The following is a 19018-nucleotide window of genomic DNA, read 5'->3' as shown; positions in this document are numbered from 1 at the left end:
TGAGCATCCCTCAGAAATGAACCAGCGTCATGCTGTCAGCAGCATAGCCAACTGCGCGCAAGTATGCGGTGCGCCGATGCAATCGTCACCGTGGCGGTGACTGCAAACGTGACGGCCGCCCGAGAAGGGCGGCCGTTGTGTTCACGCATCAGCTGTTGTTGTGGTCGACCTTGATGGTCGGGTCGCTGCCGGCAATCAGGTTATGAATGTTGGCGCTCGACCAGTTGTTGCCTTCCAGTTTGATCGTCACATCCGGGGTTGCCGCCGCAGCGTCGCCGGAGTTGAACTTGCCCGCCGAGCTGACTTGCAGCGACGACGTGCCGTCGACCGTGGTGATCTTCAGGAAGTTGTCGATGGTGCTGCCGGTTTCGCCCTGCAGCAAATCGCGCAGGTCGATGCGGTCACCTTCGCTGGCCTTGAAGTCCTTGATCACGTCGTTGCCGGTGTCGCCCGCCTTCCAGACGAAGGTGTCGGCACCCGAACCACCAATGAGGATGTCGTTGCCCTGACCGCCGATCAGCGTGTCGTTGCCGGTGCCGCCGAGCAGGATGTCATTGCCTTTGCCGCCATCGAGCCAGTCGTTGCCGCCCGAGCCGAAGAGGATGTCATTGCCCGCGCCACCCAGCAGCGTGTCATTGCCGTCGTGCGCGCCGGACACATCGAACGCCTGATAGTGCTCGGTGATGTACTGGTGCACGTTGCTGGTAGTGACTTTGCTGACGTCGACGCCGGTTTCCTTGGCCACGAACGCCTGCATGGCCTGATAACCCTCGCCGGCGATGCCGTTGAAGCTCACCAGATCGCCGAACAGGATGTCGTTACCGTCGCCACCGCTGACGGTGTCATTGCCCGGCAGCGTCGCTTCGGTGTGGCCGATGATCGAGTTGGCCAGATCCTTCGGATCGATGTTGGTCTGTGGAGTTTTATCCGAATCGTACGGCTTCAGATCGTTGAGGCTGACGCCGTTGTTGAGGCCGATGGCCTCGACGTTCGACAGACCGCTGAGCAAGGCAAAACTGCTGGTGGAGTTGTCAGTGGTGGTCGTGCTGGTGCTGCTGCCGCTGCCCGCCAGACTCGACAACTCGTAAGTGCCGTCGCCCTGCGCGTGGACGGTACCCAGATTGGTAGTGCTCCAGCCGTAGCGGTTGGTGTAGGTCTGCAACTGGGCGAAACCGCTGGCGTTGATGCTCAGGTAATGCGTGTTGTCGATGTAGGTGCTGAAGGTGTCGCCCAGCTTGTAGTTGCTGGTGGTCACCACGCTGTCGAACTTCACGCTGCCGTACAGCGTCGGGTTGGTCTGCTCGCCGCTCTGGTAGTAGGTCGGCTGGCCATCGGTGATGAAGTACGTGAGGTTCTTCGCCCCGGTGTTGGCCACAGCTTCTGTGCTTTGGAACCAGTTGGCCGTGGTCTTGAACACGTCCTCGTAGTTGGTGCCGCCGCCGGAACTCATCGAATCCAGAACTGCTTTGAGCAGGGTCAGCGCATTCGGGTCGTTGAGGTTCACCGACACCGACTTGTTGACCTGGGTATCGAAGTCCACCAGGAAGATATTCACCGTGCCCGAGTTGCTGCCGCCCAGGCTCTGCTTGAGGGTGTTGAACACCGCGGTCAGCGAGTCCTTCGCCGCGTTGATCGACGAACTGCTCATACTGCCGGAACTGTCGACCATGAACGCGATGTTGTAGTTGGTGCCTGGCACCACGGTCAGGCCACCGATGTCGGCGACGATGATGTCGTTGCCATCGGTACCGGTGACGGTGTCATCGGCCGAGGTGGCGACAATGGCGTTGTAGACCGCCGGCACCACGGTGACCGGAATGGTCGCCGTGCTGCTCGCCGAGCCGCCAACCTGTTCGGTGGAGGTCGAGGTCACGGTCAGGTTGAACTGGCCGTTGTAGTACGGCGGTGGCGTCACGGTCAGGCTGCCGAGGTTCCAGCCGGTGACGTTGGCGTCGCCGCTGCTGGCGGTGACGGTGAAGGTATGCCCTGCGCCATCGCTGAGTACCGAGCCGACCGGTGCACCGCTGATCTTCACGCTCAGGGTTTCCGAACCGTCGGTATCGGTCAGCGCGGTGCTGACGGCCGACAGTTTCACGGTGGTGCCTTCGGCGCCAGTGTTGAGCTTGTAGCCGTCGTAATAACCTTCACCGTTGGTGCCGTGCAGATCGGAAACGGTCACGCCCGAGTTCACCAGATCCTGCACGCCGGTGTAGATCGGCACGCCGGCGCTGCTCAGGTCGATCGGCGTGCTGCCGTTGACCGACAGGTTGACGTCGTAGCTGCCCGGGCCGCTCTGGTTGTGGTGGTAGATGTCCAGGGTGTAATAGCCGCTGGTGGTCGGGGTGAATGAACCGTTGAGGTTGCCGCCCGCGCCCCACGTGGTCGATGCCACGCTCTTGCCGCCAATGGTCACCAGCAGGCTGTCATCGCCGATGCCGCTGAAGGTGTAGGTCTTGCCGGCTTCCAGATAAATTAGCCCCGAGGTTTTCGACGCGGTACCGGCGGTCACGCTGCCGTCGGACTGCACGTTGTTGACGTTGGTGCTGGTGTTCGGAGTGCCGGCACCGTCGATGACGTTTTTCAACGTGGTCGAATCCGCGCCGTTGCCGTTGGTGCCAAGGCCCGACAGACCGGTCCAGACTTCCTTGATCAGCCCGGTGGACTTCACGCTGTTGTCGGCCACGCTCACGGTCGGCGCATCCGCCACTGGCGTGATGTCGATCTTCACGGTGCCGGTGTTGCCCAGCAGTTGGCCGTCGGTTGGCTGGAACTTGATCTGTGCGTAGTCAGCCTGGTTGTTACCCAGACCTGTGCCGCCGTAACCGTTGACGCCCGACTCGTTGGCATCCGGCATGAAGCGCAGCTTGCCAGCGTCGATGTCCGCTTTGCTGAAAGTCTGGTTGTTGGCGACGTCTTTCCAGGTCGAGCCGTCCAGGTACTGCAGTTTGCCTTCGCCCGGCAGCTGGGTGATTTTGATCCCGAGGCTGCTGGCCGGGCTGTCGACGTCAGTCACACCGAAGGTCGACCAACCGAGGATCAGCGGCGTGTCTTCAGTGCCGGTGACGTTGACCGGTGCTGCAACTGGCGCATCGTTGACTGCCACGACGTTGACCGTAGTGGTCGCCACGTTGGAGTAGTTGCCACCATCGGTCACGGTCACCGTGATGATGCGTGGCACGGTGCTCGGGTCTTCACTGCTGTTGGTGAAGCTGATGTTCTTGATCGCCTGCATGTAGTCGGCCAGCGTCGCGTTGCCCGACAAGGTCAGGGTCACGGTGCCGTTGGTGCTGTTGGCATTGATGGTGATGCCGTTGACGCTATTGCCGAGGTTCAGCGCATCGCCGTCCTGACGGTTGGTCAGTACCACGGTGGCGCCGGTCAGCATGGTGCTGTCCGGGTCGGTGATCTTGATATCGGTGTCGGCAATCGACACGCCCGCGCCCGGGGTGTTCTCGGTGAACGTCACCTTGTAGTCGGCACCGGTGGCGCCACTGGAATTGTTGGCATCCAGGTCGATGACCGGCGGTGCATCGTTGTCGATGATCGAGGTGCTGACGCTGCCATTGGTGCTGCTGACCGCGAGGTTCTCGAAGTTGCCACCCGTAGCCGAATCAATCTTGACCACGAAGTTCTCGGTGCCTTCGGTGATCTTGTCATCGATGGTGGCGACGTTGAACTGCGCGCTGCTCGCACCTGCCGGGATCTTCACGGTGTACACGCCGGTGAAGTCCGAACCGTCGGCGGCGGTACCGCTGTAGACGATTTTCAGGGTCACTTCGGTTTGCGCCGGGTGGTTCAGGCTGACGGTGTAGCTGGCAGTCTGGCCTTCGGTCACCGAGGTGCTGCCGGTGATGCTGACGGTGGTGGTGTCGATGGTGTCGGTGACGTTGGTCACGGCTGGCGTGGAGTTGGTCACCAGGTTTTCGAAGTTGCCGCCCGTTGCATTGCTGATCGTGGCTTGAACGGTGCCGGCGTCTTTGTAGACGTCGTCAGCCGGGGCCGCAACAGTCACGGTGCCAGTGGTTTTGCCGGCGTCGATGGTAATGACGGCGCCGTTGCTCAGGGTCACGGTGACTGGCGAGCCAGCGGCGTTGGTCAGGGTCGCGGTGTAGGTGATCTGGCCACCTTCGGCCACGGTGCCGGTCGCGGACAGCGTCAGGTTGGTGGTGTCGACGGTGTCGGTCACGGTAGTGCTGACCGGGGTTTTGTCGGCGACGAGGTTTTCGTAGTTACCGCCGCTGACATTGGTGATCGCGTTGGTCAGTGGTGCGTGGCCAGTCAGCGCATCGTTCGGTGCGATGGTGGTCACGGTGCCAGTGGTTTTGCCGATGTCGATGGTGATGGTCTGACCGTTCGACAGGGTCACGACAACCGGCGCGCCGGTCACCGGCGCACCGACAGTCGCTGTGTAGACGACGTTGCCGCCTTCAGCCGCAGAGCCTGTCGCGGTCAGTTTCACCGTCGTGGTATCGATGGTGTCGGTGACGTTGGTTACGGCTGGCGCAGTGCTGGTCACCAGGCTTTCGAAGTTGCCGCCAGTGGCGGTCTTGATTGTTGCCTGAACGTTGCCGGCATCTTTGTAAACGTCGTCGGCTGGCGCTGCAACGGTCACGGTGCCAGTGGTTTTGCCGGCGTCGATGGTAATGACGGCGCCGTTGCTCAGGGTCACGGTGACTGGCGAGCCAGCGGCGTTGGTCAGGGTTGCGGTGTAGGTGATCTGACCGCCTTCGGCCACGGTGCCGGTCGCGGACAGCGTCAGGTTGGTGGTGTCGATGGTGTCGGTCACGGTGGTGCTGACCGGGGTTTTGTCGGCGACGAGGTTCTCGTAGTTACCGCCCGTTACGTTGGTGATCGCGTTGGTCAGTGGTGCGTGACCGGTCAACGCGTCGTTAGGCGCTGTGGTGGTCGCGGTGCCGGTGGTTTGGCCAACGCCAATGGTGATGGTCTGACCGTTCGACAGCGTTACCACGACGGGCGAGCCAGTCACCGGCGCACCGACGGTAGCGGTGTAGACGACATTGCCGCCCTCTGCCGCTGTAGCCGTTGCCGTCAACTTCACGGTGGTGGTGTCGATGGTGTCGGTGACGCTGGTCACGGCTGGCGCAGTACTGGTCACCAGGTTTTCGAAGTTGCCACCGGTTGCGGTCTTGATCGTTGCCTGTACGTTGCCGGCGTCTTTGTAGACGTCGTCAGCCGGGGCCGCAACAGTCACGGTGCCGGTGGTTTTGCCGGCCTCGATGGTGATCACTGCGCCGTTCGACAAAGTCACGGTAACTGGCGAGCCAGCGGCATTGGTCAATGTCGCGGTGTAGACGATCGAACCGCCCTCGGCCACGGTGCCTGTCGCACTGAGCGTCAGATTAGTGGTGTCGATGGTATCGGTGACGGTGGTGCTGACCGGCGTCTTGTCGGCGACGAGGTTTTCGTAGTTGCCGCCGCTGACATTGGTGATGGCATTGGTCAACGGAGCGTGGCCAGTCAATGCGTCGTTTGGCGCAGTGGTGGTCGCGGTGCCGGTGGTCTGGCCAACTCCGATGGTGATGGTCTGACCGTTCGACAGGGTCACGACAACCGGCGAGCCGGTCACCGGCGCACCGACAGTCGCTGTGTAGACGACGTTGCCGCCTTCAGCCGCAGAGCCTGTCGCGGTCAGTTTCACCGTCGTGGTATCGATGGTGTCGGTGACGCTGGTTACGGCTGGCGCAGTGCTGGTCACCAGGCTTTCGAAGTTGCCGCCAGTGGCGGTCTTGATTGTTGCCTGAACGTTGCCGGCATCTTTGTAAACGTCGTCGGCTGGCGCTGCAACGGTCACGGTGCCGGTGGTCTTGCCCGCATCGATGGTGATAACGGCGCCGTTGCTCAGGGTCACGGTGACTGGCGAGCCAGCGGCGTTGGTCAGGGTCGCGGTGTAAGTGATCTGGCCACCTTCAGCCACGGTGCCGGTCGCCGACAGCGACAGGTTGGTGGTGTCGATGGTGTCGGTGACAGTGGTGCTGACAGGCGTCTTGTCGGCCACGAGGTTTTCGTAGTTGCCGCCGCTGACGTTGGTGATGGCGTTGGTCAGCGGTGCGTGGCCAGTCAATGCGTCGTTAGGCGCAGTGGTGGTCGCGGTGCCTGTGGTCTGGCCAACTCCGATGGTGATGGTCTGACCGTTCGACAGGGTCACGACAACCGGCGAGCCGGTCACTGGAGCGCCGACAGTTGCGGTGTAGACGACGTTACCGCCCTCTGCCGCAGTGGTCGTTGACGTCAACTTCACGGTGGTGGTATCGATGGTATCGGTGACGCTGGTGATAGCCGGAGTCGTGCTCGGCACCAGGTTTTCGAAGTTGCCACCGGTGGCGGTGCTGATTGTCGCCTGCACGGTGCCGGCGTCTTTGTAGACGTCGTCGGCTGGCGCTGGAACGGTGACGGTGCCAGTGGTTTTACCGGCGTCGATGGTGATCACGGCGCCGTTCGACAGGGTCACGGTCACTGGCGAACCAGCGGCGTTGGTCAGCGTTGCGGTGTAGACGATCGAGCCGCCTTCAGCGACCGAGCCCGTCGCGCTCAGCGACAAGTTAGTGGTGTCGACCGTGTCGGTCACAGTGGTGCTGACCGGCGTCTTGTCGGCCACGAGGTTTTCGTAGTTGCCGCCGGTAACACCGGTAATCGCGTTGGTGATCGGCGCATGACCAGTCAACGCGTCGTTCGGCGCGGTGGTGGTCACGGTACCGGTGGTTTTGCCGACTTCGATGGTGATGTTCTGGCCGTTGGCCAGGGTCACGACCACAGGCGAACCGGTCACCGGAGCGCCAACAGTGGCGGTGTAGGTGACGGTGCCACCTTCAGCAGCCGATTCGGTGGCGGTCAGTTTGACGGTGGTGGTATCGATGGTGTCGGTCACATTAGTGACGGCCGGAACGGTGCTCGGCACCAGGCTCTCGAAGTTGCCGCCAGTAGCGGTCGAAATGGTCGCTTCGACTTTGCCGGCGTCTTTGTAAACGTCGTCGGCCGGCGCTGCGACGGTTACGGTGCCGGTGGTTTTGCCCGCGTCGATGGTGATTACGGCGCCGTTCGACAGGGTCACGGTGACTGGCGAGCCAGCGGCGTTAGTCAGCGTCGCGGTGTAAACAATCGAACCGCCCTCGGCCACAGAACCGGTCGCGGACAGCGACAGGTTGGTGGTGTCGACGGTGTCAGTGACATTGGTCGAAACCGGGGTCTTGTCGGCCACCAGGTTCTCGTAATTGCCACCCGTTACGCCGGTGATCGAGTTGGTCAGCGGCGCATGGCCGGTTAGCGCGTCGTTCGGTGCGGTGAAGGTCACGGTACCGGTGGTCTTGCCGACTTCGATGGTGATGTTTTGACCGTTGGCCAAAGTCACGGTGACCGGCGAACCGGTTACTGGCGCGCCAACGGTGGCGGTGTAGGTGACCGTACCGCCTTCAGCCACCGAAGTATCGGCGGTGAGTTTGACCGTCGAGGTGTCGATGGTATCGGTGACGTCGGTGACCGCAGGCGTGGTGCTCGGAACAAGATTCTCGAAGTTGCCGCCGGTGGCGTCCTTGATCGTCACTTCGACTTTACCGGCGTCTTTGTAGACGTCATCGGCTGGCGCTGCAACGGTCACGGTGCCCGTGGTTTTGCCCGCGTCGATGGTGATTACCGCGCCATTGCTCAGGGTCACGGTGACGGGCGAGCCGGCAGCGTTGGTCAGGGTCGCGGTGTAGGTGATCTGGCCACCTTCGGCGACGTTGCCAGTCGCGGTCAGCGACAGGTTAGTGGTGTCGACGGTATCGGTGACGTTGGTCGAAACCGGAGTCTTGTCGGCCACCAGGTTCTCGTAATTGCCACCGGTTACGCCGGTGATCGAGTTGGTGACGGGCGCGTGACCGGTCAACGCATCGTTTGGTGCAGTGAAGGTTACGGTGCCGGTAGTTTTGCCGACTTCGATGGTGATGTTTTGACCGTTGGCCAAAGTCACGGTGACCGGCGAACCGGTTACTGGCGCGCCAACGGTGGCGGTGTAGGTGACCGTACCGCCTTCAGCCACCGAAGTATCGGCGGTGAGTTTGACCGTCGAGGTGTCGATGGTATCGGTGACGTCGGTGACCGCAGGCGTGGTGCTCGGAACAAGATTCTCGAAGTTGCCGCCGGTGGCGTCCTTGATCGTCACTTCGACTTTACCGGCGTCTTTGTAGACGTCATCGGCTGGCGCTGAAACGGTCACGGTGCCCGTGGTTTTGCCCGCGTCGATGGTGATTACCGCGCCATTGCTCAGGGTCACGGTGACGGGCGAGCCGGCAGCGTTGGTCAGGGTCGCGGTGTAGGTGATCTGGCCACCTTCGGCGACGGTGCCAGTCGCGGTCAGCGACAGGTTAGTGGTGTCGACGGTATCGGTGACGTTGGTCGAAACCGGGGTCTTGTCGGCCACCAGGTTCTCGTAATTGCCACCGGTTACGCCGGTGATCGAGTTGGTGACGGGCGCGTGACCGGTCAACGCATCGTTTGGTGCCGTGAAGGTTACGGTGCCGGTAGTTTTGCCGACTTCGATGGTGATGTTTTGACCGTTGGCCAAGGTCACGACAACCGCTGAACCGGTGACTGGTGCGCCCACGGTAGCGGTATAGGTGACGGTACCGCCTTCAGCCACCGAGGTATCGGCCGTCAGTTTCACGGTCGACGTGTCGATGGTATCGGTGATCTGAGTCACCGCCGGAACAGTGCTCGGCACCAGGCTTTCGAAGTTGCCGCCAGTAGCAGTCGAAATGGTTGCTTCGACTTTGCCCGCGTCCTTGTAGACGTCATCGGCTGGCGCTGGAACAGACACGGTGCCCGTGGTTTTGCCGGCTTCGATGGTGATCACCGCGCCATTGCTTAACGTCACGGTCACTGGCGAGCCAGCGGCATTGGTCAGGGTCGCGGTGTAGATGATCGAACCACCCTCGGCCACGGAGCCGGTCGCGGTCAGCGACAAGTTGGTGGTGTCGACGGTGTCGGTCACGTTGGTGCTGACCGGCGTTTTGTCGGCCACGAGGTTTTCGTAGTTGCCGCCGCTGACGCCAGTGATGGCGTTGGTCAGTGGCGCATGACCGGTCAACGCGTCGTTCGGTGCAGTGGTGGTCACGGTGCCGGTGGTTTTGCCGACTTCGATGGTGATGTTCTGGCCGTTGGCCAAGGTCACCACGACTGGCGAACCGGTCACCGGCGCGCCGACGCTGGCGGTGTAAGTGACGGTGCCGCCTTCAGCGGCAGACTCGGTGGCGGTCAGTTTGACCGTCGAGGTATCGATGGTGTCAGTGACGTCAGTGACCGCAGGCGTGGTGCTCGGAACGAGGTTCTCGAAGTTGCCGCCCGTGGCGTCCTTGATCGTCACTTCGACTTTGCCGGCGTCTTTGTAGACGTCGTCGGCAGGGGCTGCAACGGTCACGGTGCCGGTGGTCTTGCCCGCTTCGATAGTGATCACCGAGCCATTGCTCAGGGTCACAGTCACCGGAGTGCCGGCCGGGTTGGTCAGTGTTGCGGTGTAAACGATCGAGCCACCTTCGGCCACGGAACCGGTCGCGGTCAGCGACAGATTGGTGGTGTCGACGGTGTCGGTGACGTTGGTCGAAACAGGGGTCTTGTCCGCTACCAGGTTCTCGTAATTGCCGCCGCTGACGCTGGTGATCGCATTGCTGATCGGCGCATGACCGGTCAACGCGTCGTTCGGTGCAGTGGTGGTCACAGTGCCGGTGGTTTTGCCGACTTCGATGGTGATGTTCTGGCCGTTGGCCAAGGTCACGGTTACCGGAGAACCGGTCACTGGCGCGCCCACCGTCGCGGTGTAAGTAACGGTGCCGCCCTCAGCCGCCGACTCGGTCGCGGTGAGTTTGACGGTGGTGGTGTCGATGGTGTCGGTGACGTTGGTCACGGCTGGAACGGTGCTCGGCACCAGGTTTTCGAAATTGCCACCAGTGGCGGTCGCAATGGTCGCTTCGACTTTGCCGGCGTCCTTGTAGACGTCATCGGCTGGCGCCGCAACGGTCACGGTGCCGGTGGTCTTGCCGGCCTCGATGGTGATCACCGCGCCGTTCGACAGGGTCACGGTCATGGGCGTGCCGGCCGGGTTGGTCAGGGTTGCGGTGTAAACGATCGAACCGCCTTCAGCTACCGAATCGGTTGCGGTCAGGTTCAGGTTGGTGGTGTCAGTGGTGTCGGAAACCGCGGTGTCGGCGGACTTGCCGTCGACCACGAGTTTTTCGTAGTTGCCGCCCGTGGCGCCGTCGATGGTCACGCTCAGCGAGCTGCCGCCGGCCAATGGGCTGTTCGGTGCCACAAAGTTTACCGAACCGCTGGTTTCACCGACGGCGATGGTGATGGTCTGGCCATTGGACAGAGTCACTACAACCGGCGTGCCAGTCACTGGCGCGGTCACGGTGGCGGTGTACACCACGGTTTCGCCTTCGGCGACGTTGGCAGTGGCGGTCAGCGACACGGTGGAGGTGTCGATGGTGTCGTTGACGGTAGTGACGGCCGGGACAGTGCTGGTGACGAGGTTTTCGAAGTCGCCACCGGTCGCGCCCTTGATGGTCGCTTCAACAGTGCCGGCGTCCTTGTAGACGTCGTCTTTCGGAGCGTCGACAGTCACGGTGCCGGTGGTTTTACCGGCCTCGATGGTGATCACCGAGCCGTTGCTCAGGGTCACGGTGACTGGCGAACCAGCAGCGTTGGTCAGGGTCGCGGTGTAGGTGATCTGACCGCCTTCGTTCACCGCGCCGGTCGCCGTCAGCGACAGATTGGTGGTGTCGACGGTGTCAGTCACGGTGGTGCTGACCGGGGTTTTGTCGGCCACGAGATTTTCGTAGTTACCGCCGGAAACGTTGGTGATCGAGTTGGTCAGCGGCGCATGCCCGGTCAACGCATCGTTCGGAGCAGTGGTGGTCACGGTGCCAGTGGTTTTACCCACTTCAATGGTGATGTTCTGACCATTGGCCAGGGTCACGACCACGGGCGAGCCCGTCACCGGAGCACCGACAGTGGCGGTGTAAGTGACGGTGCCACCTTCAGCCGCAGACTCGGTCGCGGTCAGTTTGACCGTCGAGGTGTCGATGGTGTCAGTGACGTCGGTCACGGCAGGCGTGGTGCTCGGCACCAGGTTCTCGAAGTTGCCGCCAGTCGCATCCTTGATGGTTACTTCGACTTTGCCGGCGTCTTTGTAGACGTCATCGGCTGGCGCCGCAACGGTCACGGTGCCCGTGGTTTTGCCCGCTTCGATGGTGATGACTGCACCGTTCGAAAGCGTCACGGTCACTGGCGTGCCGGCTGGATTGGTCAGTGTTGCGGTGTAAACAATCGAACCGCCTTCGGCCACGGTGCCGGTCGCGCTCAGCGTTAGATCGGTGGTGTCGACGGTGTCGGTGACGGTGGTCGAAACCGGGGTTTTGTCGGCAACCAGATTCTCGTAATTGCCGCCGCTCACGTCGGTGATCGCGTTGCTCAGCGGCGTGTGGCCGTTCAGCGCATCGTTCGGTGCCGTGGTGGTCACGGTGCCGGTGGTTTTACCCACTTCAATGGTGATGTTCTGACCGTTGGCAAGGGTCACCACAACCGGCGAACCGGTGACTGGCGCGCCGACAGTCGCGGTGTAAGTGACGGTGCCACCTTCAGCAGCAGACTCGGTCGCGGTCAGTTTGACCGTCGAGGTGTCGATGGTGTCAGTGACGTCGGTCACGGCAGGCGTGGTGCTCGGCACCAGGTTCTCGAAGTTGCCGCCAGTCGCATCCTTGATGGTTACTTCGACTTTGCCGGCGTCTTTGTAGACGTCATCGGCTGGCGCAGCAACGGTCACGGTGCCCGTGGTTTTGCCCGCTTCGATGGTGATGGTCGAACCGTTCGACAGAGTCACTGTCACCGGCGTGCCGGCCGGGTTGGTCAGCGTCGCGGTGTAAACAATCGAACCGCCTTCGGCCACGGTGCCGGTCGCGCTCAGCGTTAGATCGGTGGTGTCGACGGTGTCGGTGACGGTGGTCGAAACCGGGGTTTTGTCGGCAACCAGATTCTCGTAATTGCCGCCGCTCACGTCGGTGATCGCGTTGCTCAGCGGCGTGTGGCCGTTCAGCGCATCGTTCGGTGCGGTCGTCGTAACGGTGCCGGTGGTTTTGCCGACTTCGATGGTGATGTTCTGGCCGTTGGCCAGGGTGACCACGACTGGCGAACCGGTTACCGGAGCGCCAACAGTGGCGGTGTAGGTGACGGTGCCACCTTCAGCAGCCGACTCGGTAGCGCTCAGCTTCACGGTGGTGGTGTCGATGGTATCGGTGACATCGGTCACGGCTGGAACGGTGCTTGGCACCAGGTTCTCGAAGTTGCCGCCAGTAGCGTCCTTGATGGTCACTTCGACTTTGCCGGCGTCCTTGTAGACGTCATCGGCGGGCGCAGCAACGGTCACGGTGCCGGTGGTTTTACCCGCTTCAATGGTGATCACCGAGCCATTCGAAAGCGTCACGGTCACCGGAGTACCGGCCGGGTTGGTCAGGGTCGCGGTGTAGGTGATCGAACCGCCCTCGGCGACCGAGTTGGTGGCGCTGAGGGACAGGTTGGTGGTGTCGACGGTGTCGGTGACACTGGTCGAAACCGGTGTCTTGTCGGCGACGAGGTTCTCGTAGTTGCCGCCGCTGACGCCGGTGATCGAGGTGTTCAGTGACGCCTGACCGTTCAGCGCATCGTTCGGCGCGGTGACGGTCACGGTGCCGGTGGTTTTACCCACTTCGATGGTGATGCTCTGACCGTTGGCCAACGTCACCACGACAGGTGAGCCGGTCACGGGGGCACCGACGGTCGCCGTGTAAGTGACGGTGCCACCTTCTGCCACGGTGGTGTCGGCCGTCAGTTTGACGGTCGTGGTATCGATGGTGTCAGTGACGTCAGTCACGGCTGGCGTGGTGCTCGGAACGAGGTTCTCGAAGTTGCCGCCGGTGGCGTCCTTGATGGTCACTTCGACCTTGCCGGCGTCTTTGTAGACGTCATCGGCTGGCGCAGCAACGGTCACGGTGCCCGTGGTCTTGCCCGCTTCGATGGTGATCACCGAACCGTTGGAAAGGGTCACGGTGACTGGCGTGCCTGCCGGGTTGGTCAGGGTCGCGGTGTAGACGATCGAACCGCCTTCAGCCACAGACCCGGTTGCGCTCAACGTCAGGTTGGTGGTGTCGACGGTGTCGGTGACCGACGTCACGGCCGGGGTTTTATCTGCGACGAGGTTTTCGTAGTTGCCGCCGCTGGCGCCGTCGATTTTCACGCTCAGCGTGTTGCCGCCAGCCAGTGCATCGTTCGGTGCGGTGAAGTTGACGCTGCCGCTGCTGGCGCCGACCGGGATGGTGATGGTCTGGCCGTTGGACAGGGTCACCACAACCGGCGCGCCGGTAACTGGCGCGGTCACGGAGGCGGTGTAAACCACTACGCCGCCTTCAGTAGTGCTGGCGGTGGCAGTCAGGGAAACGGTGCTGTTGTCGATGGTGTCGGTCACGTCGGTGACGGCCGGGGTCTTGTCGACCACCAGGTTTTCGAAGTTGCCGCCCGTGGTCTTGGTGATGCTCGCATCGACCTTGCCGGCGTCCTTGTAGACGTCATCGGCCGGTGCTGCGACGGTCGCGGTGCCGGTGGTCGCGCCCTTGGCGATGTTGATTACTGCGCCATTGCTCAGGGTCACGCTCATGGCCGTGCCGGCCGGGTTGGTCAAAGTCGCGGTGTAGACGATCGAGCCGCCCTCGGCGACCGAACCGGTGGCGCTCAGGCTGATATTGGTGGTGTCGACCGTGTCGGTGACGGTGGTGACCACGGCCGAGCGGTTGGCATCGACCAGCTCGAAATTGCCGCCGCTGTGGCTGGCAATCGCGGTCTGTACCTTGCCGCCGTCGATGTACGGAGTATTGGCAGGCGCGGCGAAATTCACCGAGCCGCTGGTGGCGCCGGCGGCAATGTTGATCACCGCGCCGTTGGCCAGAGTCACGGTCATGGCGGTGCCGGCCGGATTGCTCAGGGTCGCGGTGTAGGTGATCTGGCCACCTTCGCTGACGGTGTCGCTGGCGCTGAGGGTCAGCGTGGTTTTGTCGACGGTGTCATTGACGGTGGTGCTGACCGGGGTCTTGCTGACGTCGAGTTTCTCGAAGTTGCCGCCAGTGGCATCGGTCATGGTCACGGTGAGCTTGCTGACATCTTTGTAAACGTCATCGCTCGGCGCGGCGATAGTCACCGAACCGCTGGTTTTGCCAGCCTCGATGGTGATGGTCTGGCCGTTGCTCAGGTTGACGGTCACCGGCGTTTGCGCAGCGTTGGTCAGGGTCGCGGTGTAAGTGATCGAGGTGCCTTCGAGCACATAGCTTTCAGCGCTGAGGGTCAGGTGTGTGGTGTTGATCGTGTCGGCGACGTTGGTCACTGCTGGCGTCGGATTGGCCACCAGGTTTTCGAAATTGCCGCCGGTGGTTTCCTTGATGGTCACTTCGACTTTGCCGGCGTCTTTGTAGACGTCATCGGCAGGCGCAGGAACGGTCACGGTGCCGGTGGTCTTGCCGGCGTCGATGGTGATGGTCGAGCCGTTGCTCAGGGTTACGGTCACCGGGGTGCCGGCCGGGTTGGTCAGCGTCGCGGTGTAGACGATCTGCCCGCCTTCGTTGACGTTGCCGGTGGCGGTCAGCGAAACGGTGGTGGTGTCGACGGTATCGGTCACGGTGGTGCTGACCGGGGTTTTGTCGGCGACCAGATTTTCGTAGTTGCCGCCGCTGACGTTGGTGATCGCGTTGGTCAGCGGTGCATGGCCGGCCAGCACATCGTTCGGTGCGGTGGTGGTCACGGTGCCGGTGGTTTTGCCGACTTCGATGGTGATGCTCTGACCGTTGGCCAGGGTCACGACGACAGGCGAACCGGTCACTGGCGCACCAACAGTCGCGGTGTAGGTGACGGTGCCGCCTTCAGCAGCGGTTTCGGTGGCGGTCAGTTTCACCGTCGAGGTGTCGATGGTGTCAGTGACGTCGGTCACGGCTGGAACGGTGCTTGGTACCAGGTTCTCGAAGTTGCCGCCGGTGGCGTCCTTGATAGTGACTTCGACTTTGCCGGCGTCTTTGTAAACGTCATCGGCCGGTGCTGCGACGGTCACGGTGCCGCTGGTTTTACCGGCTTCGATGGTGATCACCGAGCCATTGCTCAAGGTCACGGTCACCGGGGTGCCGGCCGGGTTGGTCAGGGTTGCGGTGTAAACGATCGAACCGCCTTCTGCCACGGTGCCGGTGGCGCTGAGCGTCAGGTTGGTGGTGTCGACGGTGTCGGTGACGGTGGTGCTGACCGGGGTTTTATCGGCAACGAGGTCTTCATAGTTGCCACCGCTGACGCCGGTGATCGAGTTGGTCAACGGTGCATGGCCATTCAGCGCATCGTTGGGTGCGGTGGTGGTCACGGTGCCGGTGGTTTTGCCCACTTCGATGGTGATGTTCTGGCCGTTGGCCAGAGTCACGACCACAGGTGAACCGGTGACTGGCGCACCCACGGTAGCGGTGTAGGTGACGGTGCCGCCTTCAGCCGCAGTCTCGGTTGCAGTCAGCTTAACGGTCGAAGTGTCGATGGTGTCGGTGACGTCGGTCACCGCTGGCGTGGTGCTTGGCACCAGGTTCTCGAAGTTGCCGCCGGTGGCGTCCTTGATAGTCACTTCGACTTTGCCGGCGTCTTTGTAGACGTCATCGGCAGGTGCAGCGACAGTCACGGTGCCTGTGGTTTTACCGGCCTCGATGGTGATCACCGAGCCATTGCTCAGGGTCACGGTGACCGGGGTGCCGGCCGGGTTGCTCAAGGTCGCGGTGTAAACGATCGAACCGCCTTCAGCCACAGTGCCGGTGGCGCTGAGGGTCAGGTTGGTGGTGTCGACGGTGTCGGTGACCGTGGTCGAAACCGGAGTTTTGTCTGCAACGAGGTCTTCGTAGTTGCCACCGCTGACGTTGGTGATCGAGTTGGTCAGCGGTGCATGACCATTCAGCGCATCGTTCGGTGCGGTGGTGGTCACGGTGCCGGTGGTTTTGCCGACTTCGATGGTGATGTTCTGGCCGTTGGCCAGGGTGACCACGACTGGCGAACCGGTGACCGGCGCGCCGACAGTGGCGGTGTAAGTGACGGTGCCACCTTCAGCAGCCGACTCGGTGGCGGTCAGTTTGACGGTGGTGGTGTCGATGGTATCGGTCACGTCGGTGACGGCCGGAACGGTGCTCGGCACCAGGTTTTCGAAATTGCCGCCCGTTGCATCCTTGATGCTGACTTCAACTTTGCCGGCGTCTTTATAGACGTCATCGGCTGGCGCTGCGACGGTCACGGTGCCGGTGGTTTTACCCGCTTCGATGGTGATGACAGAACCATTCGAGAGCGTCACGGTGACAGGCGAACCTGCTGCATTGGTCAGGGTCGCGGTGTAAGTGATCTGGCCGCCTTCAGCCACAGAACCGGTGGCGCTCAGTGACAGGTTGGTGGTGTCAGCAACATCGGTAACAGTGGTTGAAACCGGCGTCTTGTCGGCCACCAGATCTTCGTAATTACCACCCGTAACACCGGTGATCGAGTTGGTCAGCGGCGCATTGCCGGTCAACGCGTCATTTGGCGCGGTGGTGGTCACGGTGCCTGTGGTTTTGCCGACTTCGATGGTGATGCTCTGGCCGTTGGCCAGAGTCACGGTGACCGGCGAACCGGTGACTGGCGCGCCAACGGTGGCGGTGTAGGTGACCGTGCCGCCTTCAGCGACGGAGGTATCGGCAGTCAATTTAACGGTCGAGGTGTCGATGGTATCGGTGACTTCGGTCACGGCTGGAACGGTGCTCGGCACCAGATTCTCGAAGTTGCCGCCCGTTGCATCCTTAATGATCACTTCGACTTTGCCGGCGTCTTTATAAACGTCATCGGCCGGTGCAGGGACGGTCACAGTGCCGGTGGTCTTGCCCGCATCGATGGTGATCACCGAGCCGTTGCTCAGAGTCACGGTTACCGGTGTGCCGGCAGGATTGGTCAGGGTTGCCGTGTAAACGATCGAACCACCTTCGGCCACAGTTCCGGTCGCTGTCAGCGACAGGTTGGTATCGTCGATCGAGTCGGTAATGGTCGTGGTCGCTGGCGTGGTGTTCGGCACCAGGTTTTCGAAGTTGCCGCCGCTGGTACCGGTAATCGTGGTGCTGACGGTGCTGCCATTGTTGTAGACGTCATTGGCCGCAGTCGGCACGTTGACGCTGCCGGTGGTTTTGCCGGCCTCAATGGTGATGGTCGAACCGTTCGACAGGGTGATCGTCACCGGCGTTTGCGCCGGGTTGGTCAGGGTCGCGGTGTAAGTGATCTGGCCACCTTCGACGACAGTACCGGTAGCGGTCAGGCTCACACTGGTGGTGTCGATCGAATCGGTAACGGTGGTAGTCGCTGGCGTCGTGTTCGGCACCAGGTTCTCGAAGTTGCCGCCGGTTGCACCGGTAATCGTGGTGCTGACGGTGCCGCTATTGTTGTAGACGTCGTTCGCTGCGGTCGGCACGTTGACGCTGCCGCTGGTCTGACCCGCGCCGATGGTGATGATCGAACCGTTCGACAGGGTGACGATCACCGGTGTCTGTGCCGGGTTGGTCAGCGTTGCGGTGTAAGTGATCTGGCCACCCTCGACCACTGTGCCGGTGGCGGTCAGGGTCAGGTTGGTGGTGTCGATCGAGTCGGTGATGGTGGTCACCGCTGGCGTCGGGTTCGGCACCAGGTTCTCGAAGTTGCCGCCAGTGGCACCGGTGATGGTGGTGGTGACGGTACTGCCGTTGTTATAGACGTCGTTGGCCGGCGTCGGCACGTTGACAGTGCCGGTGGTCTGGCCTGCGCCGATGGTGATGGTCGAGCCGTTCGACAGGGTGACGGTCACCGGAGTCTGGGCCGGATTGGTCAGGGTCGCGGTGTAAGTGATCTGCCCGCCTTCGGTGACACTCGGGCCCGCCGTCAGGGTGACGGTGGTGGTGTCGATGGTGTCGGTGACCTGCGTCGTCGCCGGAGTGGTCGGCGGCGTCACGGTGATGCCGTTGCCGCCCGTGGTGCCGGTGACGGTCACGTCGATTTGGGTCGGGTCGTTGTAAACCGTGTCGTTCGGCGCCAGCGGCACATTGACGGTGCCGGTGGTGGAGCCGGCCGGAATTACGATCACCGCGCCGTTGGACAGGGTGATGGTCAGGTCGGTCAGCGGTGCCTGGGTCAGGGTCGCGGTATACACCAGCACGCCGCCGGCTTCGGTGATGGTCGGCGTGGCGCTGAGGCTCAGGGTCGACTCACGCAGGGCGTTGGTGGTGGTATCGGTGGTCTGCCCGCCGGTGATGTTTTGCGCGGCCTGACCTGCAGAGTTAATGCCTGCGGTCGGGAAGCCAATGGTCGGGTCGACGCGGCCAGCGGTGGCGTCGAGCATCACGAAGCTGTGGCCACCCCCGGCGGCACCGCCAGTGCCTGCGGCGCTCGGGCCGGCAGCGGTGGCTTCAAGGGCGGTGGTCGGGTCGACACCGGCGGCGATGGCTTGCTGCAGTTCTGCTACCGACGGCGCAGCCTGCGCGGTGGCTTCAGCCAAGTCGGTGCTGGAGTCGGGCGCGCTGGCGCTCCACTGGGTTTCGCGGCCCAGGTCGAGTGTGCGGCCATCCGCCAGCTCAAGCGACACGGCGCCGGAGAGGCCGGTGTCGATCTGGTCGCCGACATACAGGCGATCGCCTTCAACGAGTACGCGACGTACGCCCTCTGGAGACACCACGAATACCTGACCAACAATGCTTTTGACGATGGCAACAACACTGCTCATTGAAGACTCTCCGGGGTGTCACGTTCAGTTGACTTCCATGGACCTGATGGCATGGGCGCCGATTCAGTCTGGACGTACTTTAAAAATTTGCGAAACAAGTTTGACGCGTCTATTCGTCAATAATTTGGCTAGATTCTTTCGCTATTAACTTTATGCCAAACTATTGACCTTATGGGTGCCATCCTAAACAATCGCCCCACTAATGTCACATTGATATTTCCGCGGCGACCT

The 19018-nt window shown here is 62.2% G+C and carries 1 protein-coding gene; it reads right to left on the bottom strand.

The features are described 5' to 3' along the window. Window positions 1–148: 148 nt before the first annotated feature. Complete coding sequence (locus tag ACQ4MY_RS24790; RefSeq protein WP_440096776.1) at window positions 149–18787, bottom strand: LapA family giant adhesin; 18639 nt, start codon at window positions 18785–18787, stop codon at window positions 149–151. Window positions 18788–19018: the final 231 nt, after the last annotated feature.

The sequence above is a fragment of the Pseudomonas sp. SM4 genome (assembly GCF_051913165.1).
Classification (GTDB): domain Bacteria; phylum Pseudomonadota; class Gammaproteobacteria; order Pseudomonadales; family Pseudomonadaceae; genus Aquipseudomonas.
This window is presented reverse-complemented; position numbering and strand designations above follow the sequence as displayed.

Excerpts from the sequence above, each read along its gene's own strand:
- ACQ4MY_RS24790 (WP_440096776.1), bottom strand. The coding sequence starts at position 18,787 with ATGAGCAGTGTTGTTGCCATCGTCAAAAGCATTGTTGGTCAGGTATTC.